25 protein-coding genes are annotated in these 25,908 nt (G+C 62.2%); 7 read left to right on the forward strand and 18 right to left on the reverse strand.

What is annotated here, in order from left to right; translation table 11 throughout:
- Positions 1-214 precede the first annotated feature (214 nt).
- Together D0B32_RS21540 and D0B32_RS21545 are read right to left on the reverse strand one after the other, a co-directional pair.
- Positions 215-1,615: a DEAD/DEAH box helicase gene (locus D0B32_RS21540; protein WP_117336337.1), complete on the reverse strand. Its 1,401-nt coding sequence runs from the start codon at positions 1,613-1,615 to the stop codon at positions 215-217.
- A 215-nt stretch (positions 1,616-1,830) separates the two neighbouring features.
- Positions 1,831-2,688, reverse strand: a complete 858-nt coding sequence (locus tag D0B32_RS21545; protein ID WP_117336338.1) for a LysR family transcriptional regulator — start codon at positions 2,686-2,688, stop codon at positions 1,831-1,833.
- Positions 2,689-2,834: 146 nt separating this feature from the next.
- Between D0B32_RS21545 and D0B32_RS21550 the strand changes: the two genes are divergently transcribed.
- Positions 2,835-4,136: an aspartate aminotransferase family protein gene (locus D0B32_RS21550; RefSeq protein WP_117336339.1), complete on the forward strand. Its 1,302-nt coding sequence runs from the start codon at positions 2,835-2,837 to the stop codon at positions 4,134-4,136.
- A 196-nt stretch (positions 4,137-4,332) separates the two neighbouring features.
- Positions 4,333-4,677 (forward strand): EthD domain-containing protein, encoded by a 345-nt coding sequence (locus tag D0B32_RS21555; protein WP_181969868.1) that lies wholly within the window; start codon positions 4,333-4,335, stop codon positions 4,675-4,677.
- 51 nt (positions 4,678-4,728) lie between these two features.
- Here D0B32_RS21555 and D0B32_RS21560 read toward each other — a convergent pair whose 3' ends face one another.
- Positions 4,729-5,646 carry a LysR family transcriptional regulator gene (locus D0B32_RS21560; RefSeq protein ID WP_117336341.1) on the reverse strand — a complete coding sequence of 306 codons (918 nt, stop codon included), beginning with the start codon at positions 5,644-5,646 and terminating at the stop codon, positions 4,729-4,731.
- 114 nt (positions 5,647-5,760) lie between these two features.
- Here D0B32_RS21560 and D0B32_RS21565 point away from each other — a divergent pair, with 114 nt between their 5' ends.
- The gene (locus D0B32_RS21565; protein WP_117336342.1) at positions 5,761-6,771 is read left to right on the forward strand and encodes an alcohol dehydrogenase catalytic domain-containing protein; all 1,011 of its coding nucleotides are present in this window, start codon (positions 5,761-5,763) and stop codon (positions 6,769-6,771) included.
- Positions 6,772-6,965: 194 nt separating this feature from the next.
- Positions 6,966-8,018 carry a sensor domain-containing diguanylate cyclase gene (locus tag D0B32_RS21570; RefSeq protein WP_117336778.1) on the forward strand — a complete coding sequence of 351 codons (1,053 nt, stop codon included), beginning with the start codon at positions 6,966-6,968 and terminating at the stop codon, positions 8,016-8,018.
- A 40-nt stretch (positions 8,019-8,058) separates the two neighbouring features.
- Here D0B32_RS21570 and D0B32_RS21575 read toward each other — a convergent pair whose 3' ends face one another.
- On the reverse strand, positions 8,059-8,769 hold the full coding sequence (locus D0B32_RS21575) for a DUF4239 domain-containing protein (RefSeq protein ID WP_259295087.1): 711 nt from the start codon (positions 8,767-8,769) through the stop codon (positions 8,059-8,061).
- 559 nt (positions 8,770-9,328) lie between these two features.
- On the opposite strand from D0B32_RS21575, the gene D0B32_RS21580 reads away from it, so the two are divergent.
- Positions 9,329-10,435: an alkene reductase gene (locus tag D0B32_RS21580; protein ID WP_117336344.1), complete on the forward strand. Its 1,107-nt coding sequence runs from the start codon at positions 9,329-9,331 to the stop codon at positions 10,433-10,435.
- A 165-nt stretch (positions 10,436-10,600) separates the two neighbouring features.
- Positions 10,601-11,557, forward strand: a complete 957-nt coding sequence (gene nudC, locus D0B32_RS21585; RefSeq protein ID WP_117336345.1) for an NAD(+) diphosphatase — start codon at positions 10,601-10,603, stop codon at positions 11,555-11,557.
- 46 nt (positions 11,558-11,603) lie between these two features.
- On the opposite strand, the gene D0B32_RS21590 is transcribed toward nudC, so the two are convergent.
- From D0B32_RS21590 to D0B32_RS21650, 13 genes are all read right to left on the reverse strand, one after another.
- On the reverse strand, positions 11,604-12,023 hold the full coding sequence (locus D0B32_RS21590) for an SRPBCC family protein (protein WP_117336346.1): 420 nt from the start codon (positions 12,021-12,023) through the stop codon (positions 11,604-11,606).
- Positions 12,024-12,178: 155 nt separating this feature from the next.
- Positions 12,179-12,865, reverse strand: a complete 687-nt coding sequence (locus tag D0B32_RS21595; protein ID WP_117336347.1) for an enoyl-CoA hydratase/isomerase family protein — start codon at positions 12,863-12,865, stop codon at positions 12,179-12,181.
- Positions 12,866-13,222: 357 nt separating this feature from the next.
- Positions 13,223-13,594: a Rieske 2Fe-2S domain-containing protein gene (locus tag D0B32_RS21600; protein ID WP_117336348.1), complete on the reverse strand. Its 372-nt coding sequence runs from the start codon at positions 13,592-13,594 to the stop codon at positions 13,223-13,225.
- A 21-nt stretch (positions 13,595-13,615) separates the two neighbouring features.
- On the reverse strand, positions 13,616-15,640 hold the full coding sequence (locus D0B32_RS21605; protein ID WP_117336349.1) for an AraC family transcriptional regulator N-terminal domain-containing protein: 2,025 nt from the start codon (positions 15,638-15,640) through the stop codon (positions 13,616-13,618).
- Between the two features lie 24 nt (positions 15,641-15,664).
- Positions 15,665-15,955, reverse strand: a complete 291-nt coding sequence (locus D0B32_RS21610; protein WP_117336350.1) for an MmoB/DmpM family protein — start codon at positions 15,953-15,955, stop codon at positions 15,665-15,667.
- Between the two features lie 10 nt (positions 15,956-15,965).
- Positions 15,966-16,205 (reverse strand): toluene-4-monooxygenase system B family protein, encoded by a 240-nt coding sequence (locus D0B32_RS21615; RefSeq protein WP_220444949.1) that lies wholly within the window; start codon positions 16,203-16,205, stop codon positions 15,966-15,968.
- 29 nt (positions 16,206-16,234) lie between these two features.
- The gene (locus tag D0B32_RS21620) at positions 16,235-17,746 is read right to left on the reverse strand and encodes a toluene monooxygenase (protein WP_117336352.1); all 1,512 of its coding nucleotides are present in this window, start codon (positions 17,744-17,746) and stop codon (positions 16,235-16,237) included.
- Between the two features lie 42 nt (positions 17,747-17,788).
- On the reverse strand, positions 17,789-18,271 hold the full coding sequence (locus D0B32_RS21625; RefSeq protein WP_117336353.1) for a nuclear transport factor 2 family protein: 483 nt from the start codon (positions 18,269-18,271) through the stop codon (positions 17,789-17,791).
- Between the two features lie 27 nt (positions 18,272-18,298).
- Complete coding sequence (locus D0B32_RS21630; protein ID WP_117336354.1) at positions 18,299-18,733, reverse strand: ester cyclase; 435 nt, start codon at positions 18,731-18,733, stop codon at positions 18,299-18,301.
- On the reverse strand, positions 18,730-19,764 hold the full coding sequence (locus D0B32_RS21635; protein ID WP_117336355.1) for a type 1 glutamine amidotransferase domain-containing protein: 1,035 nt from the start codon (positions 19,762-19,764) through the stop codon (positions 18,730-18,732). The genes D0B32_RS21630 and D0B32_RS21635 overlap by 4 nt, the downstream gene beginning before the upstream one ends.
- A gap of 270 nt (positions 19,765-20,034) precedes the next feature.
- Entirely contained in the window at positions 20,035-21,732 is a 1,698-nt protein-coding gene (locus D0B32_RS21640) for an NAD-dependent malic enzyme (protein ID WP_117336356.1), read from the reverse strand.
- A gap of 42 nt (positions 21,733-21,774) precedes the next feature.
- Positions 21,775-22,722 carry an AEC family transporter gene (locus tag D0B32_RS21645; RefSeq protein ID WP_117336357.1) on the reverse strand — a complete coding sequence of 316 codons (948 nt, stop codon included), beginning with the start codon at positions 22,720-22,722 and terminating at the stop codon, positions 21,775-21,777.
- 335 nt (positions 22,723-23,057) lie between these two features.
- Positions 23,058-24,062, reverse strand: coding sequence for a hypothetical protein (locus D0B32_RS21650; RefSeq protein WP_117336358.1), 1,005 nt, complete (start codon positions 24,060-24,062; stop codon positions 23,058-23,060).
- A 523-nt stretch (positions 24,063-24,585) separates the two neighbouring features.
- Between D0B32_RS21650 and D0B32_RS21655 the strand changes: the two genes are divergently transcribed.
- Complete coding sequence (locus tag D0B32_RS21655; RefSeq protein ID WP_117336359.1) at positions 24,586-25,044, forward strand: CHRD domain-containing protein; 459 nt, start codon at positions 24,586-24,588, stop codon at positions 25,042-25,044.
- Positions 25,045-25,165: 121 nt separating this feature from the next.
- Here the strand turns inward: D0B32_RS21655 and D0B32_RS21660 are convergent, their stop codons facing one another.
- A complete protein-coding gene (locus tag D0B32_RS21660) occupies positions 25,166-25,867 on the reverse strand; it encodes a cytochrome b/b6 domain-containing protein (protein ID WP_117336360.1) in 702 nt (233 codons plus the stop codon).
- Positions 25,868-25,908: the final 41 nt, after the last annotated feature.

A 25,908-nucleotide genomic window follows, 5' to 3' on the forward strand; every position in this document is an offset into this window, starting at 1 on the left:
TCCCGCAGTCTGAGCGCGAGCGTCCAGCATGACGCCAGTTGCAAAACCCGACATCTGTAAATAGCCAGAACACGACATTAGGATATAGCCCTTACATCCAAAACGTTGATAATTTATATTATGTCAAATACAATTTCCATACGGATACGAGCAGCACTCCGTCTCCGCCCTCCAGAAATCTCCGGCGCTCGATGATGGCTGCAGGTCGTCGCCTTCAAGGCTGCCGTTTGCCGCGCCCACCAGCGGGCTTACCGCGTGGCTTCTGCACGCTGAATGGGCTACCGCTGGCCGACCGTGTGCCTTTAGGCTCGGCCGCAGCGCGTGGCATCGCCGGCTTATGTTTGCTTTTCCCATCTTGCGGGCTGCGTGTTTTGCCCGGCACCGGCATGGCGCCGACCGCAGCCTGCGAGACCTTGGGTTTCTTGGGCTTTTTAGGTTTCTTGATGATCTCGCCAGTCGCGCTGGTTTCCGGCACGCGGTGCTCTGCTTCAAAACCCGGCTCTTCCTCACGTCGCAGTGTTTGCCGGATCAACGCTTCAATCGCGGCCAGTTGTGGCGCCTCATCGGCGCACACAAGGGACACCGCCACGCCGCTCGCGCCCGCGCGCGCAGTTCGGCCAATACGGTGCACGTAGTCCTGCGCCACGATCGGCAGATCAACGTTGATCACCAGCGGCAGGTCGTCGATATCCAGTCCGCGCGCGGCCACATCGGTGGCGACCAGCATCCGTACTGCGCCCGTCTTGAAGCGTTCCAGCGCACGCAGTCGCGCGGGTTGCGGTTTGTCGCCGTGGATGGTGTCGACCGAATAGCCCGCTTCCTCCAGCATGGCCGCGAGGTAATCCACGCCATTGCGGGTTTTGACGAACACCAGCGCGTGCTCCCAATGGTTCGCGGCCACAAGGTGCATGAAGAGATCGGGCTTGTTCCGTTTATCTACCGGCACGACCCACTGCTTGATCTTGCTGGCGGCGGCATTGGGCGGACTGACGCTGATATTGACCGGGCTGCGCAGAATGCGCGCTGCCATGGCGCGGATTTCATCGGAAAACGTCGCGGAGAACAGCAGCGTCTGACGCTCAGCAGGCAACGCAGCGAAGACTGCGTTGAGCTCACGCGCAAACCCCAGATCGAGCATGCGGTCGGCTTCATCCAGCACCAGCGTCTGGACCTGATCGAACTGCACGGCGTTCTGGCGATTGAGGTCAAGCAAACGGCCCGGTGTGGCGACGAGCACATCCACGCCTTTGCGCAACTTCATCATTTGCGGGTTGATACTGACACCGCCGTACGCGGCCAGAAACCGTAAGTCGAGGCCCTTGCCGTACTCGATAAAGCTTTGCAGCACCTGTTCAGCCAGCTCGCGAGTGGGCACCAGCACCAGAACCCGCGCACGGTTGCTTGATACTGCCGGTCCGTGTTGCACCAGCCGCTGCAACAGCGGCAGCGCAAAACCCGCCGTTTTGCCCGTGCCAGTCTGTGCCGCGGCCAGGACGTCCTTGCCACTGAGCACGACGGGAATCGCCTTGGCCTGCACCGGCGTAGGTGTCTGATAGTTCAGATCCTGCAAGTTACGCAGCAAGGGATCGAGCAGGCCGAGCGAAGCAAATGACATGGAGCATGTTCCTGACTAAAACCGCAATTCTAGCGGCTACCGTGCTGATGACACCGCGCAAATCAACGGTCGGAAAGTTCGAAGTCGATCGTCACCGTCATATCTCGAGGCCTTTGTCAGCCGCGCCGAGATGGCCGCCCCGCCCTGCCGCGTCACGCCAGACTCAGCGTCGCGCGCAGCAGCTCGATCACAGCGCTTTGATCACAACATCTCGATCACAGCAGCGGCAGCATCGACCTGATGTGCTCCGCAAACGCCGCGGTCAGTAGCGACGGTCGCTCGCGCAGGAACTTCAGGGTAATGCCGACCGTGGGTAACGGCGGAAGCCCCGGATCGGCACTGAGTACGCAAAGATCCGGCGGGACGGCGGTCTCTGTCATGACGGCCAGCGCCTGCCCTGAACGAACCAGCGCGGTGAGCCCTGCAAGACTGCTGCTCGCATAGGCGACACGATATGCCCTGCCGGCGCGTTGCAGCGCCTCGCAAGCGGCGATGTGGTCAAGCGTATCCGGATCGGAAAGCGCCAGCGGCAGTGGATCGAAATGAGTGGAGTCCATGCCCGGATAGCCAATCCAGACCAGTTGCTCTCGACGGATGACGTCGCCATTCGCATCGTCTTGCGGCAGCGAGATCATCGCGAGGTCCACGGCACGCTTCTTCAGTTGTTCGAGCAGGCGTGGCGTGGGGCCGCAAACCACTTCCACGATCGCCTGCGGGTGCTGGCGCGAAAACTGCCGCAGCAACGGCGGCAGGAAGACGGCGGCGTAATCGTCGGGACAGCCGAAGCGCACGCTCCCGGACAGCCCCTTCCCGCTCAGATCGGCCATCGCTTCATCATGCAGCCGCAAAATACGTTGGGCGTGGATGAGCAGACGCTCGCCGGGTTCCGTCAATACGACGCCGCGGCCGGTGCGCTGAAGCAGCGGCTGATCGACAATCTCTTCGAGCCGCTTCATCTGCTGACTGACCGCGGACTGGGTCCGGCCGATCCGGCTGGCCGCGCGACTCAGCGCCCTCACCTCGGCGATGACGGCGAATGAACGCAACAGGTCGATCTCGAGTGAAAGACTCAAAATATTAGCCTCAAGGTATTAGCCCCACGGTATTAGCACCAAGGTATTAGCCCTATTTCTATCTCGCATCAGAAGTATTCGATTCTATAAAACCAGACTGCCGCCTAGACTGCAAGTCATTCCCATCACTTGCCAGGAGATGCCCCGTGTCCCGCAACAACGACGCCACGTTTTGGCACAACGCCAGACAGCACCTGATCCGTTATGGCGGCACGTTCGCGCCGATGATCATCGAGCGCGCCCAGGGCAGCTTCGTCTACGATGCGGACGGCCGGGCCATCCTCGATTTCACCTCGGGGCAGATGAGCGCGGTGCTCGGCCATAGCCACCCTGACATCGTGTCGGTGATCAACGAATATGCCGGCAAGCTGGACCATCTGTTCAGCGGGATGCTCTCGCGGCCGGTGGTCGAACTGGCCACGCGCCTCGCCGACATCACGCCGGACGGACTCGACCGGGCGCTCTTGCTCAGCACCGGCGCGGAGTCGAACGAAGCCGCCATCCGGATGGCGAAGCTGGTCACCGGCAAATATGAAATCGTCGGTTTTGCCCAGTCCTGGCATGGCATGACGGGCGCGGCAGCGTCGGCCACCTACAGCGCCGGACGCAAGGGCGTGGGGCCCGCCGCGGTCGGCTCGTTCGCGATCCCCGCCCCGTTCACCTACCGGCCGCGTTTTGGCGGCAATGGCGCGTACGACTACCTGGCGGAACTGGACTATGCGTTCGACCTCATCGACCGACAGTCCAGCGGCAATCTCGCCGCCTTCATCGCGGAGCCGATCCTCAGTTCCGGCGGCATCATCGAAATGCCACCGGGCTACATGGCGGCGCTCAAGCGCAAATGCGAGGAGCGCGGCATGCTCCTGATCCTCGACGAGGCGCAAACCGGAGTCGGACGCACGGGCACGATGTTCGCCTGCGAACGCGACGGCGTGACGCCCGACATTCTCACGCTCTCGAAGACACTCGGTGCCGGTCTGCCGCTCGCGGCTGTCGTGACGTCCGCGCAGATCGAGGAACGCGCCCACGAACTGGGCTATCTGTTCTACACGACGCACGTGTCGGATCCCCTGCCCGCCGCGGTCGGTCTGCGGGTGCTGGACGTGGTTCAGCGCGACGGACTGGTCGAACGTGCGAACGTGATGGGCGCGCGGCTCAAACGGGGCCTGCTGGATTTGATGGAACGCTTCGGCTGCATCGGCGACATTCGCGGACGCGGATTGCTGCTGGGTATGGAGATCGTCAAGGACCGCCAGACCAAGGAGCCCGCCGACGAGCTTGGCGCAAAGATCACCCGGGAGTGCATGAACCTCGGGCTCAGCATGAACATCGTGCAGTTGCCCGGCATGGGCGGCGTGTTCCGGATTGCCCCGCCGCTGACCGTACTCGACAGTGAGATCGACCTTGGCCTCGAGTTGCTGGGGCAGGCGATTCAGCGTTCGCTGTAGCTGCTTTGGCGGCCGTCTTCTTTGTCACGAAGACGGCCGCATGGATTTGGACCCGCTCTTCTCTTCGGCGTGGTACGCGACCGCGAGCAAAGACCGATTGTTCAGTTTCCTTTAAAACAGATCTGGATTTGCACGAATACTTGCTCCCATGCGCGGCGCTACAGTAGACATCTCTACTCAGCGTACGGAGCATCTGATGCTTAAGGTCTATATTTTGAGCCGTCGCCGTTCCGATCTGACACACGAACAGTACATGGCACATTGGCAGAATGTGCACGCGCCACTTTTCTCAAGCCAGCCCGATACGAAGCGCTACGTGAGACGCTATATACAGTCTCATCTCACGGGTGATCGTCCGGAAGGCCCCGTGCTGGGTGACGTGGACGGCATCGTACAGCTTTGGTTCGATGACATAGACGGCTTTCATGCCTTCGCCAATTCGCCTTCGTACAGAAACGTCATCCAGCCCGACGAAGAGCGATTCACCGATCCCGCGAAATGCGAGTACTTCTTTACGACGGAGCACGTCATCATGGAATGAACGGGCAGCTGGATGACGGCAGACCGGCCCCGACTCGCGAGAAGTTTTCCGCTACCGGCCAAACAAGGCCAGCCGCTGGCTTTCAAACGTGCTGACCACAAAATCGACGAAGACGCGGGTCTTGGCCGACATGAGTTTCCGGGAAGCGTAGTAAAGGAAAATTTCGCCGACATCGGCGTGCCAGTCCGGCAGCAGCCGGATCAGCTCCCCGCTCTCCAGGTCGGGCAGCACATCGAGCAGAGAAATCAACGCCACGCCCAGGCCAAGACGCGCAGCCTCGCGTATCGCGGTGGGATCGTTCACGACGATGCTTTCATTGAGCGCCGCGGTGATCTCGTCACCGTTCGTATTCCTTAGCATCCAGTGACGGACCCGCCCCGTGCGGGGCGAGCGCATGACGATGCCGTTGTACGCAGCGAGCCCCGCCGGATCGCTCGGCTGCGTTCGGCCGGACATATAGGCCGGAGAGGCCACGACGACGCCGTGCACCGGCGTCAATGGCCGTGATACGAGACCCGGCGCAAGCTCGAAGCCACCGCCAATTGCGGCGTCGTAGTTCTCGGCGATCAGATCCACGGGCCGGTTTTCAAAGTGCCACTCTGGGCGGATTAGCGGATACCTCGCCAGAAACGACGGCAACAACGGCAGGATGTGCATGATGCCGAATGTCGGGCTCATGCTGACTTTCAAAACCCCCGCTGGCTCGCTGCTTTGCGATGCCGCTTCGGCAATGGCGACCTGAAGCGCGTCGAGACTTCCATCAATCGACATGAGGAACCGTTCGCCCGCCTCCGTCAGCGTGAGTTTGCGCGTCGAGCGGTGAAAGAGCCGAATGCCGAGGTTGCGTTCGAGCATCGCCACGTTTCGGCTGACCGCGGCCGCAGTCAATCCCAGCCGGCGCCCGGCTTGCGCGAAGCTGCCGCCTTCCGCGGCTCTCACGAATGATTCGAGGTTTGCCAGAGTCTCCATATCCCGCGCCGATTACTAACGTTTGCTTGAAACAAGAACAAGACAATAGCCCCTAATCACGACGTAATAAAGTGCCTAACCTTGCTCCACCCCTTCAACGTGGAGTGAAACTGAATGAAAGCCATCGCATTTACTCGCTTCGGCGAGCCGGAAAAAGTTCTTGAACTGAAGACGCTGCCTGACCCGACGCCGCCAGGCCCCGGCGAAGTCGTGATTCGTGTGACGAAGCGTCAGCTTCATCCCGGCAATCTCATGATGGTTCGAGGCAAGTTCAATATCCCGCTGCCGGCGCACGGATTCCTGATTCCTGGAGCGGATGGTGCGGGCATCGTCGAGGCCGTGGGCGAAGGCGCGGATTCCGCCCATCTGCAGCCGGGTATGCGCGTGATCTTCAATCCGAGCCCGGGCGCATGGGCTGAGCGTCTCAAGGCGCGCGCCGAGTTTGTGACACCCATCCCGGACGATTTGCCCGACGCTATTGCGGTGCAGATGCTCCCCAATGCTGTGATTGCGTTCATGTTGTTGCGGGCAGCGCAACGCGCGGTGCCGGATGCTGGTCGTGAGACGCCGATTCTGTTGAACGCCGCCGGCTCCTCGGTAGCACGTCTCGTGACGATTGCAGCGCATCGGCGTGGTCTGAAAGTAGCGGGCACGGTGCGAAGCGCACAGGGGGCGAAGGCTCTCTCCGACCGGTTCCCGGACATGCCCGTGGTTTCGACAGCCGATCCGGACTGGCCTGACCATCTTCGCCATGCGACGGGAGCGCAACCGCTTCAGGTCCTGATGGATCCGGTGGGCGGCGCAATGGTGAATGACTTTGTTCCGTTGCTGGGCGACGGCGCAGCCGTGTTGCTGTACGGCGCAATGTCGCCGGAGCCCGTGGTCTACCCGTTGAGCGCGCTGCCCCGCGAGATCATGTTCACGGGCGTGTCGTCGTCACGCTGGATGCAGGACACGACCGCCGTACAGCGCCGCGAGGATGTGGCCGAGGCAATCGAGATCGGCCGCGCCGCGCCCGAACAGTTCGAGGTGGCGGCCGACTACGATCTGGACCAGTTCGCCAATGCGATCGAGCATATGGAGCGTGAAAATCGCCAGGGCTCAGTGCTGCTCAGCTCAGATTGACCGTCTGAAGTCGATCGATCGTAAAAAACGATCCAGCCCGGCATCATGGCTTGCGTCGGGCCGGACGCGCTGCTTCGGTCCGACAGTCAGCAAACCGTGCAGGTCGAGGCTTTGGGTGATCGCTGTTGCGCAACGCGTTAAAGGCGCGGCTGCGATTTGCCGATAATGCACTGACGCGTTATTGGACGATCACGATGAGCCAGGAAGACAGAGATTTGACCGACAGTTCACTTCAGGCCGCATTCCTGCGACACGAGGAAAGCCTTGCACCGCCCGGGCGCCTGCTCGGCGACGACAACCCAGCGGTTTATCGCACGCTGCTCGAATCCACCCATGCCATCCCCTGGAAGATCGACTGGGCGACCATGCAGTTCGCCTATATCGGCCCGCAGATCGAAGCGCTGCTCGGCTACGCGCCGCCCACCTGGAAAACCGTCGAGGATTGGGCCGCGCGCATGCATCCGGACGACCGTGAGTCCGTGGTGAATTTTTGCGTCGCGCAGTCGCAGGCCGGCACCGACCATGAAGCGGACTATCGCGCACTGACCGCCGACGGCGGCTACGTATGGATTCGCGACGTCGTCCACGTCGTACGTAAAGAGAACGGCGACGTCGACGCGCTGATCGGTTTCATGTTCGACATCAGCGAACGCAAGCGCACGGAGGAACGGCTTGCCGAACTCCAGCGCGAACTGGAACGCCTGTCGCTGTCCGACAGCTTGACGGGTGTCGGCAACCGTCGCAAGTTCGACACGGTGATGGCGCGCGAATGGGCAAGCGCGGCGGCATCGGGCAAGCCGCTTTCGCTCGTGATGATCGACATTGATTTCTTCAAGTCGTACAACGATTACTACGGTCACCTGCAGGGCGACGAATGTCTGACACGCGTTGCGCGCGTGCTCGGCGAGGCCGCCGGACCGGGCGCATTCCTCGGCCGGTATGGCGGCGAGGAATTCGTACTGGTGCTCGCGGAAACCGACGCCGAAGACGCCATGCGCGTCGCGGAACGTTGCCGCACGCTGATTGCGAATGAAGCCATCGCGCATCTGCGCTCGCCGCACGGTCAGCGCGTGACGGCGAGCTTCGGGGTGGGCACCGTGGTGCCGAACGAAGGCATCGACATCATGGCGTTCATCAACCTCACGGACGCGCAGCTTTACCAGGCCAAGGACCAGGGACGCAACCGAATTTCGGCGGTGGACCGGGCCGGTATCGGCGGCAAAGGATTCAAGCTGCAGTCACGCTGATCCGTTCTCATCCGACGCGGGCCGCAGTTGCCGGCAGCGCTCAGCGATTCTCGGGCATCACCTGCAGCAGGGGCGCCGGCGACAGCGCGATCTCGCCTGTAAAGGGTCGATCATGGGAGAGGATGAGAAAAAAGGTCGCGGCAAGTGCCGCCGAAAAGAGTCCGATTGCCACCGCCGATGTCAGCCGATTGTCGCAATGAACGAAGGCGATGGCGAACAAAAGGCACACGGCCAGAAAAGCCAGGCATAACCATTTGACACCATTCACTTCGCTGCGGCTGATCAGGATGCGCTCACGACGCACTTCGAGTGCCTGCTCGAGGGATGCCGCGACCTCGCGCTGCGCCGTCTGCTGTCCGGGCGTAACCACTGGCAGGGACAGCGTGTACTGCAGCGCGTTGTTCAGTGTCGGCGGACTGATGTTCAGCGTGACGGCTCCCTTCGCCACCAGCGGCCATTCAGTCGTCGCGGTGTACTGGATGTAGTCCCGGATCATCCTGCGCAATTCGGTCTGGGCGTCCTCCGGCAAAACCGCGGACACGACCACAACCGAGCGCAGCGCGCTTGCCTCCGTGGCGACCGCGGCAGTGGCACGCGCAGTATCGCTCCAGACCTGCGAGGCCGTGAAAGCGATAAACAGGCCGAACATGATGCCGAGTGGCGAAAGCAAGCCCGGTGAAATTGCCTTGAATGATCGGCCGTATGGACCGGCAGCGAGGCGCCCCGTGACGAAGTGGATGGTCGCGCTCACGAGAAAGATCGCACCGGAAGTGACGAGCGCCATCAACCACAAAGGCAGCTCATGGATCCATGTACTCATCATTGTGGCTGCGCAGTGCGCAGTCTGAAGGGGATGTTTTTGATGGTCCGGAGGAGTCCGAACGTCTCTACCTGACCACGAAGACCGTCGGCAGTCTGTGCGTTCGACCACGCTGCGGCGCGATGGCTGAAACGCCCGCGCTAACGGTCACCACGGCGTAAGACCCATACCCTCTCCAACATACCGTCAACGCGCCACGGCTTCCAATGCCGCCTTCGCCATGGCCCGGCAGCGCCCACCACCGCCCGCTCCAGCGCCGGGGCATGCCTCGCAAGCATGGCCACCCACCCACAAAGTCTTTTTCCTTCTGCACGGATGGGATTAAATTTCGCTCCAGGGCAGTGACGCGAAAGCGGTGAATTCGAACGGCTTATCGCGAACCTGCAGGCAATCACAACACGGTGATGTCCAGCAGGCAGCGAGCACCCGGTTTCATGCTGCTGCAGAAAAACATCATTTAGTTAGTTATCCTTCCATATCAGGATTGAACATGACCACGCTCTTCAACGGCTTCAATATTGGCCCCCGCGCATTGTCCCATCGTGTGGTGCTGGCCCCGCTCACCCGTATGCGTTCCGATGACGGCGATATCCCCAATGATCTGATGGTCGAGTACTACGCGCAGCGCGCCAGTATCGGCGGCCTGTTGATCAGCGAAGCCACGCCGGTTTCGATTCGCGGCAACGGCTACCACGGCGCGCCGGGCATCTACGCAGATAGCCAGATCGACGGCTGGAAAAAGGTCGTCAATGCGGTGCACGCCAAAGGCGGCCTGATCTTCATGCAACTGTTTCATGCCGGCCGTCAATCGCATCGGGACCTGCAACCCGGCGGTGACGCACCGCTGGCGCCGTCGGCCGTATCGTTCGAAGGCATGGCTCACACGAAGAGCGGCTGGCAACCGGCATCGGCGCCCCGCGAGATCACGCTGAACGAAATCAAGGTGGCCATCGACGAGTTTCGCCAGGCCGCGCAGCGCGCGCTCGCCGCAGGTTTTGACGGCGTCGAGATTCACGGCGCCAATGGCTACCTGATCGACCAGTTCCTGCAGGACGGTTCGAATCAGCGCACCGACGCCTACGGCGGCAAAGTGGAAAACCGCGTGCGCTTCCTGCTGGAAGCGACCGAAGCCGCTGTCTCGGTGTTCGGCGCGAACCGTGTGGGCGTGCGTCTGTCGCCGAGCGGCACCTTCGGTGGCATGTCCGACAGCAACCCGAACCTGACCTTCGGTCATGCCGCGGAAAAGCTCAACGCGCTGGGCCTCGCCTATCTGCACGTCATCGAGCCGCGCGTCGCCGGCAGTCAGGTGATCGAGGAAGGCGCGGAGCCGGTTGCCTCGCGAGCGCTGCGCAAGGTGTTCAGCGGCCCGATCATCGCGGCAGGCGGGTTTGACGCCGCGACGGCCGCAGCCGCAATCGAGGCCGGCGACGCCGATCTGATCGCCTTCGGACGCGATTTTATCGCCAACCCGGACTTGCCGCATCGCCTGCGCCATAACCTGCAACTCAACCCGTACAACCGCGACACCTTCTACGGCGGCGATCACCGCGGCTACACGGACTATCCGTTCGCGGCGAGCACCCTCACCGCTGCCTGAGCGTCCGTCCGCTCGTACGCAATCGCCCACACCGGCAGTGCTGTTTCAGGCCTGCCGGTGCAGGAAATAGGTGGGCAACCCACCCTTCCCCAAACCGCACGCCTCCCTACACCAAACCGCCGCCCGTGCCATACTCCAGATGGTCTCGACTTACACATTCTGGTGATGACTTCCTGCTCCACGTCCATCGGCTTTAACTGCAATCCGCTCGAGCGGCGCTCCGAAAAGCGCGACGACGGCGCCTTCATTGAACGGTTGCGCAGCGATCCGGCTGCGCGCTTTCTGGTTTTCGACGGCGACGTCCCTCTGCTCAAACGTGGCAGTCAGCACGACCCGTGGTTTCTGGCACGCGAAGCGGCGACCTTTGGCGAACCGTCGCTCAGCGTGTTTCTCGGTGAAGACAGCGAAGGCAGCGGCCGTTTTGCGCTCAGCTTTACTTTCGATACCGCGCTCGACCTCCCACCAGTGGACCCGTCACAAAGCACGACCCACGAACGCATCGACCTGCGCTCGATCGCGCTGCAAGGTCTCGTCGATGCCGACACGCTCGGCATCATGGGCGAGGGCAAAGCGATGCTCGACTGGCAGCGCCGTCATTCGTTTTGCGCAAACTGCGGCTCTGCCAGCCGCGTCACGGCCGCCGGATGGCAACGCCTCTGCGACGTCTGCGGCACCCGGCATTTTCCGCGTGTGGATCCTGTGGTCATCATGCTGGTAATCGACGGCGAGCGCTGCCTGCTCGGACGTCAGCGTCATTTCGCGCCGGGCATGTACTCGGCGCTGGCTGGCTTCGTCGAACCCGGCGAGACGGCCGAAGCGGCGGTGCTCCGCGAGGTCATGGAAGAAGCCCACGTGACATGCGCGCAGGTGGTCTACTTCGCGTCGCAGCCGTGGCCGTTTCCTTCGTCGCTGATGATCGGCTGCTTTGCACAGGCGAGCGATACGGACATCGTCGTCGACACCACGGAACTCGAAGACGCGCGCTGGTTTTCCCGCGCGGAAGTCACGGCCATGCTCGCCGGTACGCACGAGAGCGGCCTGTCCGCGCCCAAACCGTTCGCCATCGCCCATCATCTGCTGCGCGCCTACGCGGATAAAGGCGCCGCGGTGCTAAACGGCTAAGCGTAGCGTCGCACGGCGCTGGTCGTACCGGCGCCGCGCGTGACACTCAAGCCCGCTTCGCCAGCTCGTTCGCCAGCGCTTTCAAACCGTCTTCATAGATGCCCTGAAAAAGTCGTGAGGCATCCTCATCAGTTCCGCTCGTCGGCACAAACCGGCCCGACCATTCGACCCGGCAGTCATGGCTGCCGCGCTCGACCACCTTCAGCGTGGACTGGTAGTCGCGCACCGGAAACGGTGCCTGCAGGATGGCATACGTGTAGCTGCGCGCCGCATTGTCGAAGGCAATCAGTCTTTCGACAATGGTCTGGCCGCCCGGATTCGTCAGATGGCGCACACGTCCGCCCTCGCTAAGCTCGCTCTCCGGAATGTACGGCAGCCATTCTGGTAGCGAGCCGAAGCCGCCAATCAGTTGCCACACCTCATCGGCTGGCAGTGCGATTTCGATACTCGTGGATGCTTCAGCCATGACGCCTCCGTATTGTGCCGGTCGATCGGCGCAGCGGTCACCGGAGACTCACGATAGTCCGATGCGCCACGGCAAGCAATCCATACGAAGGGTTACGGGTCATCGCGCAAACGGCTTGCAACTACACCTTGGTATAACGCCCTCGCCGCGCTGGTTCATTCTTCCGGCGACGGCGGCTCCTCCGGAATGTCGTTCAGCAGTCGCTTGGCGGCGCGTTGAGCGAGCGGCGAAAGCTCGAGAAGCTCGCGCACCATGTCGTCGGTGAAACTTTCCAGTTCGCTATCCACGACGAAATCGGTCGCGACGCCCCAATCGTAAGCCTGCACGCCGTCGATCACGCGGCAGCGCATGACGATCTCCTTCGCACGTCCAATGCCCACCATTTTTTGCAGACGCGCCGATCCGGCCGCGCTCGGCACCTGCCCCGCTTTCTGCAGCGCATACAACGTGGTCTCAGTGGCAATTCTGAAATCGCACGCCAGCGACAATTCGAAAGCCGCCCCAAAGCAGTAACCGCGATTCGCGGCAATCACCGCCTTGCTGCAACGTGCGGGCGCGGCCATATTCCACGCGGCGCGGGATGCCTGCCCCGACTGCGCTTCCATGACACCCTCCATCAAACTGCCGCTCGAGAAATGCTCGCCCACGGCACGTACGACGATCACCCGCACCGACGGGTCGTCGTCGAGCGCCTCGAAGGTGGCACGCAACTGATCACGCTGGGCCATCGAAATCAGATTGAACGATGGCCGGTCCAGCACGACGTCTGCGCGGAGCGTCTCCTTGAAAAATTCGACGCGAAAGCCGTCGAGGTCTGCGGGTATTTTGGGGACCGGCACCATAAGGTATCCACTGTATCTGTCCGTCGAACACGGCCCATACGAAGCGGGCGCGAGGTCATGCATGGGATCATGCAGCTCGCTCGACGCGCTTTCATTGTGGAAACGGTTCGCTGACTTCGACAGCGCGCCGGGTGCGGTTTGCAGGAAAGCACGCAAATCTTGCAGAAATGGGAGGGGTCGCTGGCTGGGATGCCGGGATGGCAGGTGATGATGAGCGGAGCCACGAAACCACGCCCTTTCAATGCGTTTATTGAGGTGGTTGCAGCGGGCTCGTTGCAGGAATCGTGCTTTTAGCCATGCACGTGCGCAGATGAAATATCGGCGCACTGCGTTTGCGCGTCCCGCCCAACGAAATCCTTACACCCGCTCCCACGCAACCTGAATGCGGCCGTCCGCAATCCGCACCGCGTACCGCTTCAGTTGTGTGCCGGCAGGATTGATCCCGGCTCCACCGTGCGCGCAAAACTCCCAGCGGTGGATCGGACATACGATGACGCCGTTAGCGAATTCGCCATCGCCCAGCCGCCCGCCTTTATGTGGGCAGCGGTTTTCATAGGCGAAAACGGTGCCGGCCAGATTGATCAACAGCAGCGGACCGGCGACGCTCTCCGCCTCGACCCTATCGCCGATCCACAGGTCGTCTGCCTCCATCACGTCGATCCAGGCCGCGTCCTCCGGTGCGTCGTGGAACGACTCGGTTTGCTTGGGCGATGCGCCGCTGTCCATCATGTGCCCCGATTGCCGACGCCGTTACAGCCGCGTCTCCGCGGTCTCCATCACGTTGAGCGTGGGCCGTCCGCGGAACTGGTTGGCGTAGTGGCTGGGCGCTTCGCCAAAGTAACTGGTGAAGGCCTTCACGAAATGCGATGCACTCGCATAGCCGGTGCGCGCGGCCGCCTCGCTCACACCCCACCCTTCGCGGATCATCAGCACGCGGGCGCGTTCGAGCCGCAACTGCTTGAGGAAGTGATACGGCGAGACCCCGATAATCTCCTTGAACGAATGCGCGAGTGTCGAGGTACTCGCGCCCACCTCGCGGGCGATTTCGTCGATGCTGATGGACCGTTGATACTCCGCCTGCATGTAGCGGATCGCCGCGAACACCTTGCGCGACGATTTCCCGTACAGTGCCGCACTCACCAGACGTGGCGCCTGATCCTGACGCAGCAGCCGGAAGACGATTTCGCGCAGAAACAGGGGGCCGAGCGAGCGGCGCTCGCTATCGTCGTCGAGCGTCTTTACGAAACGCGTGACGGCATCGCGCAGATCGCCGTCGAACTTCGACACATAGGCTTCGTCGTCCTCGTCACTGGCCGGTTGCTGTGCTTCGAGCGTCGGCAGACTTTCGATCAGCACTTCCGCCACGGCCGCCGCCGGAATCTGCAGGATCATCGATAGAAACGGCCGCGCCGGCGACCCTTCGACAATCTCTGCCTGCAAACGCTTCGCGCGGTTGATCAGCAAATAGTTCGCCGCGTCGCAGAACTGCTTCGCGCCGTTGATCGTCACGCATTGGCGGCCCTGCACCACGACACAGAACGTCAACGCGCCCGTCTGGTCCCAATGCGGCGCCACCGGGCTTTCGAAGCGGTAAAACGTCAGCCCGGACCAGCGGCATGCATTGGCTCCCGGCATGGCCGCGTAGCGGTCGAACAGCGCGATCAGCGGATCGCTCAGCGGCGGTGTGGCTTGCACGGGTGGCGAGGCCTGTGGCGTAGTTTCCGCCGTCGGAGCCGGTCGATTCATGCTCTCGGCAATGCCGGCCGCCTCCAGTGAAGCCGCAATCGCATTGCGTGCCGCTTCGAGCGTCGCGTGTTCCTCCAGGCCCGGCGTCGATACACTCGTGAGCAAGGTGGCCAGGCCTCCCGCGGCTTCCTCAGCGCGGGTGCGCCACTTCTTGACCCAGCGCACGAAGCTGCCCGCGTTGTCCGGACTGCGCTCTATCGCAAAGCGCGCCAGCGCGCAGCTCCAGCGAGTGGCGCGCGCAGAGTCTTTGGCAAGGTTGGTCAACAGCAACCAGGTGAGATCGTCATTGTTCTTGCGTGCCACGTTGGCAAATTGACCGAGCAGGATTTCATCGAGCGCCGGCCTCAGCACGAGATTCACCGCCGTCAGGCATTCGGCCCAGTCGTACGCGATCAGTGCCGTCTCCAGCGCTTTTCTGGCGGGCTGCCAGCCGTGCTCCGCCTCCCAGATGCGCCGTCCCTCGTTGAGCGAATTCACGTCGGGCCGTGCGCGCTGCAATTGCCGCGTGCGATACGCAACCAGCGAACCGCGTCGCAACAGATCCGCCGCGGAAAATGCCGCGCAGTTCGTGATGTACGACGAAGGCGCAATGGTGCCCAGGTAGGCCTGGGTCATCTGCAAGCCGTGCACCGGATAACGCGTCGGCACCAGCAAATTGGCCAGCGTGTCCAGCCAGGGCGCCGTGATCTCGCTGTCATGCGCGGTGCCGTCGTACTGGTCGAGCACGCCCTTCAGCATGCTTTCCTGCTCGTCCTGCGCCGTGACGTACTTGCGATACGTCATTTCATCCGGGTCGCGAAACTGGTTCCACTCGGGCACCTGCACCGGCGACTTGTCGCGATACGTCAGATACCACATGTTGGCCGGCGTGGTGGGATTCGACTCGAACGCAGCGGAGCGATGTTTGCGCACCGTGTAGTTCGATTCGTGCGTCACGATCTCGTATTCGCTCGGCACATGGCGAATTTCGCTGAACGCGCTCCAAGTGCGCAACGGCCGTACCTTCGCCCGCGTGTCAGTCTTGTCCATCTGACGGCCTCCTCGTGGTCAGCGTCATCCGTTCCTGAACCGCCAGATCACCTCGTCCGACGTCGTCGTGATACGCCCTGCAAACGAGGCGAGAATCTGCTCCAGCTCGCGCATCTGATAAGGACGCCCAACGTGTCGCTCGATGGATTCCCTGCTCACGCGCAGGCACCATTCCGCCTGCACGCGCACGTAGGCGCCACGGTCGACCAGTTCGACTTCACGGTCCGGATTGTCTTCCACGATGGCGCGCACCACGGCATCTACTTCATCCACCATGCGCAGCACGGGTCCCACCATGTTTGCAGAGGCTGTCATGGTTGCACCTTCAGTCCTCATAGCGAACGGTCAGGCATTGCAGCGCCTGAATGCCTGCGCCCGAAACCGTCTCGCTCATTGGCAGCGCTGCGCCGTTGAGGTAGACCGCCATCGGCGCGTCGCGCCGCGCGACTCTGACGCCGACGGATTGCTCGGCGACCTTGGCGGCAACTTCCGCGATCGTGTCGGTGTCGAGCACGAAAACAAGCTGCGTGACGATGTCGCCCACGAAGAGCGCATTGATCGCCACAGGCGTCTGCGGCGTGCTGCGGGACGCGCTCATGCGGCGCCTGCTGCATAGTATTTGCCGTCACGATACGAGTGCGCCCAAGCGTAATTCTTCGCATCCATGCCCATCACTTCGGGTGTGAGGCCCATGTAGTCCAGCACACCAGCGAGCGTCTGCGGCTGCACCTCGCCGCCCAGATAGCGCTCGACGACCGTCTTCTGGTGAATCGTGTCCTTGTCTTCCCACCAGATCTGCCGACACGGTTTCGAACAGAAGTGATAGGTGTAGCCGTTGTGTTCGAGTGGATAGCTGCGCACCGGATACTTCGCGTTGTTCGGCGCCCCGGCCGTGCCGATCGGCAGATGGCAGCAGTTGCACAACCACGGCAGCGTCTTCGGCAGCGTCTTTTCTTCCTGACCGCTGTTGAGGTTGGCGATGATCGTGTCCCAGCCAGGGCCAAATTCTTTTTCCCAGCGCGGGTATTTCTCACGCAGCCAGTCGCGTTCGTCCTCGCTCACGCCACCTTGCGGTTTCCACCACACGGTTGGCCGCCAGAACCAGATGCCCATTTGCAGCGAGTGGTGCCACACGTCGAGACCATCGAGGAATTCCTGCCAGAACCACGGCTGTTTCAGGCCGTATTCCTTCAAGGTGCGTTGATACTGATTCACCACCCACTCTTCCATGAACTCCTTGTACGACAGTTTGCGATGTTCGAGCGGCGTGTAGTAGTCCATACAGATGCCGCTGATCACCGCAAAGAGCCGCGCGCTGATCCAGAAGGTCTTGTCGATCAGCCATTGAGCGCGCTTCGGATCATGCCGCATCAGAATTTCCATGGTGGGATGGCCCTGCTGCGCGTGGCGCGCTTCGTCGGTCTGCACCGACGAAATCATGTTGGCAAAGTTGATATCCGCGGAACTGAGCGCGTCCGCGGCAAGCCCGATGAATTGCACGTTGGTGAAGGCGGTTTCGAACGTGAACGGCAGCTGAATGGCAATATCCACTGCGCTCGGATTCACCATCATGCCGTCGAACGCCGCGCGTCCGGCCACCGCCACCCATTCGTCCGTGTGATAGGCCTTGAGCGCCCAATCGTACTGGCGATCGCGGTCGATGAACTCGTGCGCGAACAACAGGTCCAGTTGCGCGTGACGAATCTCGTCGAGCGAACCGAAGAGCGCCATTTGCCGCCATGCCGGCGACAAACCAAAGCGCGCCATGCGTAATTCAGCGAGCACGGCCAGATATTCGATCAGCGAGACCGCGCCATAGTGAAGCTTCGAGACCGACTTCCAGCCCTCGTCGAGATGCTCGAAAATCGACGAACGCCGCAGCGCGGATTTCACCGCATAGGCCGAGGCCTCTTTTTCACGCTGGGTCGCGACGTACTCGGGATAGGTAATCTTGTACGGCTCGTCCCACTGCTTCCATGCTTCGATCGGCACTTTGCCAGTGCCCGACAACCACTCGGGAAACACCGCTTCCTGATCGACATAGGAGAGCGTCCATTCGACGTCACGATACAGGTCGTACCAGTCTTCACGTTTCAGTGAAGCCATCACCACCTCCCAATGTTCCCCGCGCGTCGCTTGACGAACAGGTCAGTCACATTCGAGCCGTCCGAGCTGCCGGTACCATTCCGCGGTGTCCCAGTACGCGACGATGTCGTCAATCAGGCCGTCGCGGTTGACGTGAAACAGGAACAGGTGATCCAGGTCGTAGTGCTTGCCGCTGTTTTCGATCGTGCCGAATGCCTTTGCCTGCGTGCCGGAGATCACGACTTCGGCTGCCACATTGCCTGTATCGTCGTTTCCGAGCCAGTGCACCTGATTGGTCAGATCGGGGAACGCGTCGATCAGTGACGACCACCACGTCTTGCCGACCCCGCGCACCTTGCCGTCACCGCGCACCACGCGCTGCTTGCGCATGACCTCGGCCGGCACGTAGCGAAAGCCCGCGTTGTCCGCACAGGCCTCGACCATCGCCTCGACGTCATGACGCCGGTACGCGTCGAAGAAATACTCCACCGCGCGAATCGAGCGTTGTCCGGTTGCACTCGCGCGATCTTGCGGGATGGCATCCATCCTCGTCTCCTTTCCTGCGCGTGCCGCTCAGGTCGTGATCGTCACGCGGTCCAGACGGCGCACCGCAAGCCGCCGGTACAACTGGTTCTGGCACCAGCGTAACTTGACGTTTTCGATGTAATCCGCGTTGACGCGCAGCAGCCACGCTTCATCGAGATCGACGTGCTTTTCCTGGTTGATCGCGCCGAGAAATGCGTTGGCCTGGGTGCCGTCGAAACTCGTCTCCACCGCGACGACGTCATCGCGCGTGGCAAACATGCGCCGCGTGGTCAGACTCAGGTCAGGAAACGCATGGAACCAGTTTTCAAAAAACGCGCGGCCCTCGACGTGTATCGCGCCTTCGAGTGCGAGCGGCACGATCTGGATGCTGCAATGCGGCGCGCACATCGTCAGCGCACCGTTGACGTCATGCTGGGCGAGGCACGTCATGAACGCACTACCCACCTCCAGAGCCGAACTCATGCCGCACTCCCCTGCAACACGCCGAGCTTGCGCAGCACCGCGCCCGCGCACGCTTCGTCGGACATCTGGTTCTGCGCGGTCAGCAAATGACGGTCGACCACCACATGCGAGACCCAGGCCGGCGCTTCGTCATACACCACGCCGCGATTTTTCAGCTCGCTTTCGAGGAACCACGCGGGTCGTTGCAGTCCGGCAATGGCCTGCTCTTCCTCCTCGTTGCTGAAGGCCGCGACGCGAAATCCGTCGAACAGCCAGCCGCCGTCCGGCCCATTGCCGACCGAAAGCAGCGCGGCCGGTCCATGACACAGCAGCGCGATCAAACGGCGACGCGCATGCGCGAGCCGCAGCACCCGTTCGATGTCGCGATTGTCGGACAGATCGACCATCGTCCCGTGCCCGCCCGGGATGAACACCGCGTCGAACGACAGGATTTCTTCATCCGAAAGACTCGCCAGTTCGCCGGGCCGATTCAGGGCACGGTCGTTGGCCAGCGAATGTCCGCAGGTTTGCGCCAGCACCTCGCTGTCGCGCCTGATTGCGTCGGCGAGTATCTGCGTGCGCGCAGGAGGCACGAGCGCGCTCACTTTCGGCCGCGCCGCGAGGGCTTCGAGAAAACCAATGTCGTGTTTCCAGCTTTCTTTCGCCGCCGCTTCCACATTGGCGCGCGCAAGTCCGTGCTCGACGTTCGCGAAGGTCAGCGCCTCATAGACCCGGCGCGCCGCGATCAGATCGAGTTCTGTGTAGTGATGCAGCGTGAAGCGAATGCCTTCGGGGTCGTCGGCGAAGGTTCTGACGATGCCGGCCAGAAAGTCGCGGTCGGTGTCGGGATAATGAAAGCGTGGCTCCAGACTGAAGGGGTCTGCTATGCCGGGCCAGCCGTCCACTGTATAAATGCGCACGTCAACGCCCGCGGCGCGAAATATCCGCAATGGCGTGTAGACCTCGTCGGCCCAGTAGCCGGTGGGGAGCGTGCCGCCACCTATCAGTGGAAGCTCCCGCGCGCTGGACACGATCATCAGGATGCGGCGCATGTTTGGCCTCCTCTTCGACCATTTATAGTCGTCGCGCAACGAACCTGCAATGCGTCGTGCAGAAATGCCCGTTCCTGCAACGAGGCAAACTCGCCTCGTCTGAAACGGCGCGAAAACACCGCAGCACGCGCCCTGCTCACTCCGTAAAACGCGAAGCAAAAACGCGCCGGCGCGCGTCGCCACGCTGCATTACATAACGAAAGACGGCGCTCCTATTCTGGACGTTTCAGGGCCGTTCATTACGCGCCGTAGCCGCCGTCCCTCTCGCGCTTATCCCTCCTTCACATAGCGCCGATAACGCGGCGTCCACATATATTCCGCAATGCGCGCGTCGACGGCCGACTCGTCCGTGATGCTGGCCACGCCATCCGCCAGCGCCTGCCGCGCGACCGCTTTCGCCACGGCGAGGGCCACTTCGCGCAGCTGGCTCACGCGCGGCAAGAGCCGGCCGTGTGGATCGCTCAACGCTGGCGACATGGCCGCCACCGCCTTGCCCGCCACCATGAACATGGCATCCGTCACCCGCTTCGCGCCCACCGCCAGAATGCCGAGCCCCATGCCGGGGAAGATGTACGAGTTATTGGTCTGATTGTTCAGGATCTCCGTGCCCTGCCAGTTGACGGATTTGAACGGGCTGCCCGTGCCCACCAGCGCGCGGCCCTCTGTCCACGTGACGATCTGTTCCAGCGTAGCTTCGCTGCGTGAAGTCGGATTCGACAGCGGGAAGATGATGGGCTGCTTCACGTGCTGCGCCATCAAACGGATCGCTTCTTCTGTGAAAGCGCCGGATTGCCCCGACACGCCGATCAACACCGTGGGATGCGCGTTCGCCACCACGTCGTAGAGTCCAATCTTGCCCGGCGATTGCGTCTGCCAGTTGGCGACGGCGGCCTGGCTCTGCACGAAAGGCTGTTGCCAGGCCGTGATGTCCGGCATGCCTTCGACCAGCAAGCCGTTGCGATCGACTGCGTAGAAATGCGTGCGCGCCTCCGCTTCGCTCGCGCCCGCCTCGATCATGGCCTGCAGCACGAGCGAGACGATCCCGCAGCCCGCCGAGCCCGCACCGAGCAAGGCCACCCGTTGCTCGGTGATCGGCACGCCGGTCACGTCGATGGCAGCGAGCAGCGTGGCCAGTGCCACCGAAGCCGTGCTCTGGATATCGTCGTTGAAGGTGCAGAGCCGGTCGCGATAGCGTGCGAGCAACTGTCCCGCATGCGCACCGGCGAAATCTTCCCATTGCAGCAACACGTTCGGCCAGCGCTCGATGACAGCCGCAACGAACGCCTCGACGAATTCGTCGTACTCGGCGCCGGTGATGCGCTCATGCCGCCAGCCCACATACAGCGGATCGTTCAAACGCTCCTGATTGTTGGTGCCGACATCGAGCATGATGGGCAGCGTCTCTTCCGGATGAATGCCCGCGCAGCCCACATAAAGCGCGAGCTTGCCGATGGAAATACCCATGCCGCCCGCGCCCTGGTCGCCGAGCCCCAGGATGCGTTCACCGTCCGTCACGACGATAGCGCGCACCTGATCGAAGCGCTTGTCCGCGAAAATCTCGCGAAGCCGGTGTTTGTTGGCATAACTGAGGAACAGGCCACGCGGCTTGCGCCAGATTTCACTGAAGCGCTGGCATCCTTCACCGACAGTCGGCGTATAGACAATGGGCAACAACTCCTCGAGGTTGTTGACCAGCACAGAGTAGAACAAGGTCTCGTTGGTGTCCTGCATGTCGCGCAGAAAGGCATAGCGTTCGAAGTCGGTTTCGAAGCCGCGCAGCACCTTGATGCGGCGCGCGGCCTGGTCTTCGAGCGTGCCGACATGCGGCGGCAGCAGGCCATGCAGATGAAACAGGTCACGCTCTTCCTCGGAGAACGCGGTGCCCTTGTTGAGCCCCGGTTGATTGATAAGGTCATAGCCCATCAGATCCGTTGCAAGTGGCTTCGCTGCATCAGAGGTATCTTCCATGACGAACTCCTGCATGAGGTTAGGACAGGTTGAGTGCGCGAGCTACACCGCGAACATGCCGATGAGCAGGGCTTCCGTGCCGATTCCCAGCACCGTGCTCAACAGGATGGTCGAGGTCGCGTCTGCGGTGTACGTGTTGTTCTTCAAGGCGAACATGGCGGCGGCCGTGGCGGTAGGCACGGCGCCCGTGATGATGGCCTGATGGGCGGGTGCGCCCGTCAGCCTGAACAGGATCACGCCCAGCAGCATCATGGCCGGCATGATGAAATTCTTGATGCCGATGTTGGTCAGCACGTTGAGGTTGATCTGCAATTTCTCGCCATACAGCATCAGGCCCAGCGCGAACAGCGACGTGCCGCCCGCCGCTTTCGCCATCAGATCGACGGCGGTCAAGACCGGCACGGGCAGCTTGACCTGGTAGAAACTCAGGATCACCCCGAACACCGGCAGAAACACGATGGGATTGATGGCCGCCCCGCCCAGGCTGCGGCCGATCACCCGCATCACACTCGCACCGCTATGGCCGGCCTCCTGCTGGTCCATCACGTGCGTCAACGCAATGGTCACGGGCAGCATGATGATGCTGGTGACGAGGTTGCCGACCAGCACGACCAGATAGCCAGGCGGCCCGTACATGGCAACGAGAATCGGCGCGCCGAAATAAGCCATGTCGGGGAACCCGCAGACCAGCGCCTGCATGGTGGCCGTGCGCAGGTCGTGCTTGAACACATAGAAGCCCAGCGCAAGCGCAAGCAGATAGCTGCCCATCAGGCCGAAGGTCAGACAGGCCGCGAGCCCCGGATCGATGATCTTGTTGGCCGGCGTGGTGGCGGCCGCGAGGAACAGCGCGAAGGGCAACGCGAAACGGATGACCAGCGTGGCGAGCACGTCGGCGTCCGCATGTTTCAGCAGCCCGATTCGCCCGGCGAACCAGCCGAGCAGGATGACGAACGCGACCGGCAGAAGTCCATTGAGGATCGTTTCAATCACGGCGTTGACCTTTCAGGTTCGCTCGAAGACGGATGATGGATGACAAATAGAATGACGAACAGGATGACGAACAGGATGACAACCGGACCTTGCGAGTCGGGTTCGGCGCAACGCTTCTTGAGAGTAGTGCCCACGCAACTGAAAATCCATCCATTTCCGCGCAGAATGCGCTGAACCCGCTGGATGGGGCTGGCCGTTGCCGGCTGCCGCGGGCTGCAACTAAACGCAGCTCGATGCTCCCGGCTCCTGCTGCGTTGTCTGTAACGCACGCTGCCCGTCTGCGCTGCGTGCGTATCGACAAGGCGACGTCCGGCGCCGCACACTGCGATGCACCGCTAGAAGCGATAGCCGATGCCGCCCATGATCACATCCGTATCGCGGCTATAGCGTGTCATGACGCGGTTCCACGTGACCCGCGCCGACCAGTGCTGCGTGACGCGATACGCGGCGGACACCGACAGCAGTCCCGAGAGGATGCCATCGCCGGTATCGCGCTCGTCGTCGGAATCGCCATGATGGATGGCGGCATATAGACCCGCACCGACGCCGAGTGACAGATGTTCGTCGAAGAAGGCGCGCGTGAACCACAACTGCGCGGTCGCGCCATCGCGCCGCGCGGTGATGCCGCTGCCTTCGTGCAGATAGCCGATGGTCGCATCCACATACCGGGTCAGGCCGCGCCGGTATTCGATTTGTTCGGCCGCGGAGGTTTGCGATTCGAGGCTGTTCAGAATGGTCGCGCCGGCCATCACCGTGACTTCGTTGTTCGTCACTTTTTGCGTACGCGGCAACGCGAAGTCACGCGGCCCTGGCGTGTCGGGTCCGTCCAGTTGATAGCCGATGCCGAGCAGGATCGCGGTGGTGGACGGCCCGTTGGAAACCTGGACGTGATTGACCTGGAGATTGGCGGTCCAGCGATGCGCGCTATACCAGGTGGCGCGCGCACTGTAGACCACGCCCCAGCCGTGCGTATTCGAATAGCCCTGGTCCTGCTCGGCGGCCTCGGTATCGAAGTAACGGTAGGGACCTACGCCAACTGCGAACACCACGCGCCGCTGCAGGAGCGGATAGCGCGCCCACAACTGGACGAGCGGCCCGTCGCGATGATGATCGGGAACATGTCCTTCGTTCAGCCAGGTGAAAGTGCCGGCGAAGTATTCACCGAGGCCCTCGGTATAGTCCATCGCCCAGGAATACGAATGGCTGTGCTCGCCGGTTAGCGGACCGGTATAGAGCGAGAATTCCTGTGCCGCGGCGCGCTCCGCGCCTGCGGAGAAAACTGCCAACGCAGCAACGAGGCGTACGACTAGCGGAACCGCAAGACTCCGGTTTGCCTTCATCGTCGTAACGGAGGTCGGGTCGTGATGGAGGTTCGCCAGCCCGGCGGCCGACGATAGCGCTTGCTGCTCGCAGCCATTCTGACAGGGTCCGCGCGTTTCGTGTTTCACGCCAACCGTGGCGTTTATTTCAGCGAATTTCGTGGCGGCCGTCGTGGTCCTTTTGGTAGCCCGCGCGGCAACGTCGCCTGATATCTCGCGAGCATGACACGCCATTTACGCGTCAGCGATCTGCCATTGGGCTGCCATCAAGTGACACTCGTAGCGACGCTCGAGGCGAGACTCGAAGCGAGACTCGAGCCACCATCAAGATGCCATGCGCGCGTCATGCCTCACCGAGGCTATCCGCGTGGAGCGATTCATGTACGGCAAGTGCGACGTCAGTTCGCGACTAGTGTTACTGTGCGCTTGAGCCTATCCTTATCAAACCCCTGAACTGGTGGCGGCGTCCCCATCGCAGGCATGACACTCATCGCAAGTGTCCTGCTGGCCACCGGTAAAGGACCACCCCAAAGGAGCAAATCACATGACAGTATCCCTCTCGCGACGCGCGCTCATGCTATGCGCCGGCCTGGCACTGGCAGGTTCCATGACACTGGCTCAAGCGGCGCCGGTCGCATTTACCGTCCCGTTGACGGGCGATCAGCAAGTTCCACCGGTGCAGACGCCCGGCAGCGGCACGGCCAATCTCACCTACGACGCCAGCACCCACGTCGTCACCTGGAACATTACCTTCAGCGGACTGTCGAGTCAGGCGACGATGGCGCACTTCCACGGGCCGGCGGCAGCGGGCAAGAACGCGGGTGTGAAGGTGTGGATTTCGCAGAAGGGCAATATGGACGTGACGAGCCCGATCAGCGGACAGGCCACGTTGTCAGCGGACGACGCCAAGATGTTCGAAGCCGGCGAGATGTACATCAACGTGCACACCAAGACCAACCCGAATGGCGAGATTCGCGGTCAGGTCACACCGCCGAAAAACTAACGGGCTTGCGCGCGCTTCAAGCGCGTTTTTACCGCATGTTGTTCGCGGCTTTCTTCTGGCCGGCTCCGCCGCTGCACGAAATGCAGCACCTCATGCAGCACCACATGCAGCACCACACGCACTACATGTACGCGGCGAGCAGCATCACGACGGCCACCCCTGCGCCTAGCGGCAACAACGCCAGCCATGCTGGCGTTTGCCGCGGCGGGGCAATACTGGACGGCAGGCGCTTGTAGCCGGTCAGCATCGGGCGCAGCAAGTTGTGACGCTTGACGAGTGCGTAGAGCAGGATCACCACCACATGCAGCGTGACCGCTGCGACCAGCGCATCCCACGCGAGCCCATGCAGCGACGAGATGACATTGGCGAGCCAGGCCGGCACGCTGTCGCTCAACGGCCCCTGGTCGGCGATGTCGTTGTTGACATAGAGACCGCTCAGCGTTTCGAGCAGCAACAGCGCGAGCAGCAGTAATACCATCCAGCCGCCGGCCGCGTTGTGCCCGACCTGCACATCGGCTTCGCGACGAAACAGATGCCGCAGATGCCGCCACGCCGCAATGGGCGATGCCACGAAATGGCGGAAGCGCGCAGTGTCACTGCCCAACGCGCCCCATAGCAACCGAAAGATGACGAGCGCAAGCAGCGCCTCGCCTGCTCGCACGTGCCAGTCCATCCAGTTGAGCTTCAAGGTCACGTAGGCGCTCACCACCAGCACGACCATCAGCCAGTGAAAGAGCCGCACCGGCAAGTCCCACACGAGCACGGGCCGTGTGGATGACGGATCGCGCGGCGACGGTGGCGCGCCGGATTCATGCGGGTTCATGCGTCGCGCCTCCTTTTAACGGTCTGGCTTCGTTGCCCGCG

Source organism: Paraburkholderia sp. DHOC27 (assembly GCF_003429005.1).
Lineage (GTDB): Bacteria > Pseudomonadota > Gammaproteobacteria > Burkholderiales > Burkholderiaceae > Paraburkholderia.

What these genes read in the sequence shown, in the direction of transcription:
- D0B32_RS21540 (WP_117336337.1), bottom strand. Translation starts at nt 1,615, where the DNA reads ATGTCATTTGCTTCGCTCGGCCTGCTCGATCCCTTGCTGCGTAACTTG.
- D0B32_RS21555 (WP_181969868.1), top strand. Translation starts at nt 4,333, where the DNA reads ATGCTTAAGGTCTATATTTTGAGCCGTCGCCGTTCCGATCTGACACAC.
- D0B32_RS21560 (WP_117336341.1), bottom strand. Translation starts at nt 5,646, where the DNA reads ATGGAGACTCTGGCAAACCTCGAATCATTCGTGAGAGCCGCGGAAGGC.
- D0B32_RS21565 (WP_117336342.1), top strand. Translation starts at nt 5,761, where the DNA reads ATGAAAGCCATCGCATTTACTCGCTTCGGCGAGCCGGAAAAAGTTCTT.
- D0B32_RS21570 (WP_117336778.1), top strand. Translation starts at nt 6,966, where the DNA reads ATGAGCCAGGAAGACAGAGATTTGACCGACAGTTCACTTCAGGCCGCA.
- D0B32_RS21580 (WP_117336344.1), top strand. Translation starts at nt 9,329, where the DNA reads ATGACCACGCTCTTCAACGGCTTCAATATTGGCCCCCGCGCATTGTCC.
- nudC (WP_117336345.1), top strand. Translation starts at nt 10,601, where the DNA reads ATGACTTCCTGCTCCACGTCCATCGGCTTTAACTGCAATCCGCTCGAG.
- D0B32_RS21590 (WP_117336346.1), bottom strand. Translation starts at nt 12,023, where the DNA reads ATGGCTGAAGCATCCACGAGTATCGAAATCGCACTGCCAGCCGATGAG.
- D0B32_RS21595 (WP_117336347.1), bottom strand. Translation starts at nt 12,865, where the DNA reads ATGGTGCCGGTCCCCAAAATACCCGCAGACCTCGACGGCTTTCGCGTC.
- D0B32_RS21600 (WP_117336348.1), bottom strand. Translation starts at nt 13,594, where the DNA reads ATGATGGACAGCGGCGCATCGCCCAAGCAAACCGAGTCGTTCCACGAC.
- D0B32_RS21605 (WP_117336349.1), bottom strand. Translation starts at nt 15,640, where the DNA reads ATGGACAAGACTGACACGCGGGCGAAGGTACGGCCGTTGCGCACTTGG.
- D0B32_RS21610 (WP_117336350.1), bottom strand. Translation starts at nt 15,955, where the DNA reads ATGACAGCCTCTGCAAACATGGTGGGACCCGTGCTGCGCATGGTGGAT.
- D0B32_RS21620 (WP_117336352.1), bottom strand. Translation starts at nt 17,746, where the DNA reads ATGGCTTCACTGAAACGTGAAGACTGGTACGACCTGTATCGTGACGTC.
- D0B32_RS21625 (WP_117336353.1), bottom strand. Translation starts at nt 18,271, where the DNA reads ATGGATGCCATCCCGCAAGATCGCGCGAGTGCAACCGGACAACGCTCG.
- D0B32_RS21630 (WP_117336354.1), bottom strand. Translation starts at nt 18,733, where the DNA reads ATGAGTTCGGCTCTGGAGGTGGGTAGTGCGTTCATGACGTGCCTCGCC.
- D0B32_RS21635 (WP_117336355.1), bottom strand. Translation starts at nt 19,764, where the DNA reads ATGCGCCGCATCCTGATGATCGTGTCCAGCGCGCGGGAGCTTCCACTG.
- D0B32_RS21640 (WP_117336356.1), bottom strand. Translation starts at nt 21,732, where the DNA reads ATGGAAGATACCTCTGATGCAGCGAAGCCACTTGCAACGGATCTGATG.
- D0B32_RS21650 (WP_117336358.1), bottom strand. Translation starts at nt 24,062, where the DNA reads ATGAAGGCAAACCGGAGTCTTGCGGTTCCGCTAGTCGTACGCCTCGTT.
- D0B32_RS21655 (WP_117336359.1), top strand. Translation starts at nt 24,586, where the DNA reads ATGACAGTATCCCTCTCGCGACGCGCGCTCATGCTATGCGCCGGCCTG.
- D0B32_RS21660 (WP_117336360.1), bottom strand. Translation starts at nt 25,867, where the DNA reads ATGAACCCGCATGAATCCGGCGCGCCACCGTCGCCGCGCGATCCGTCA.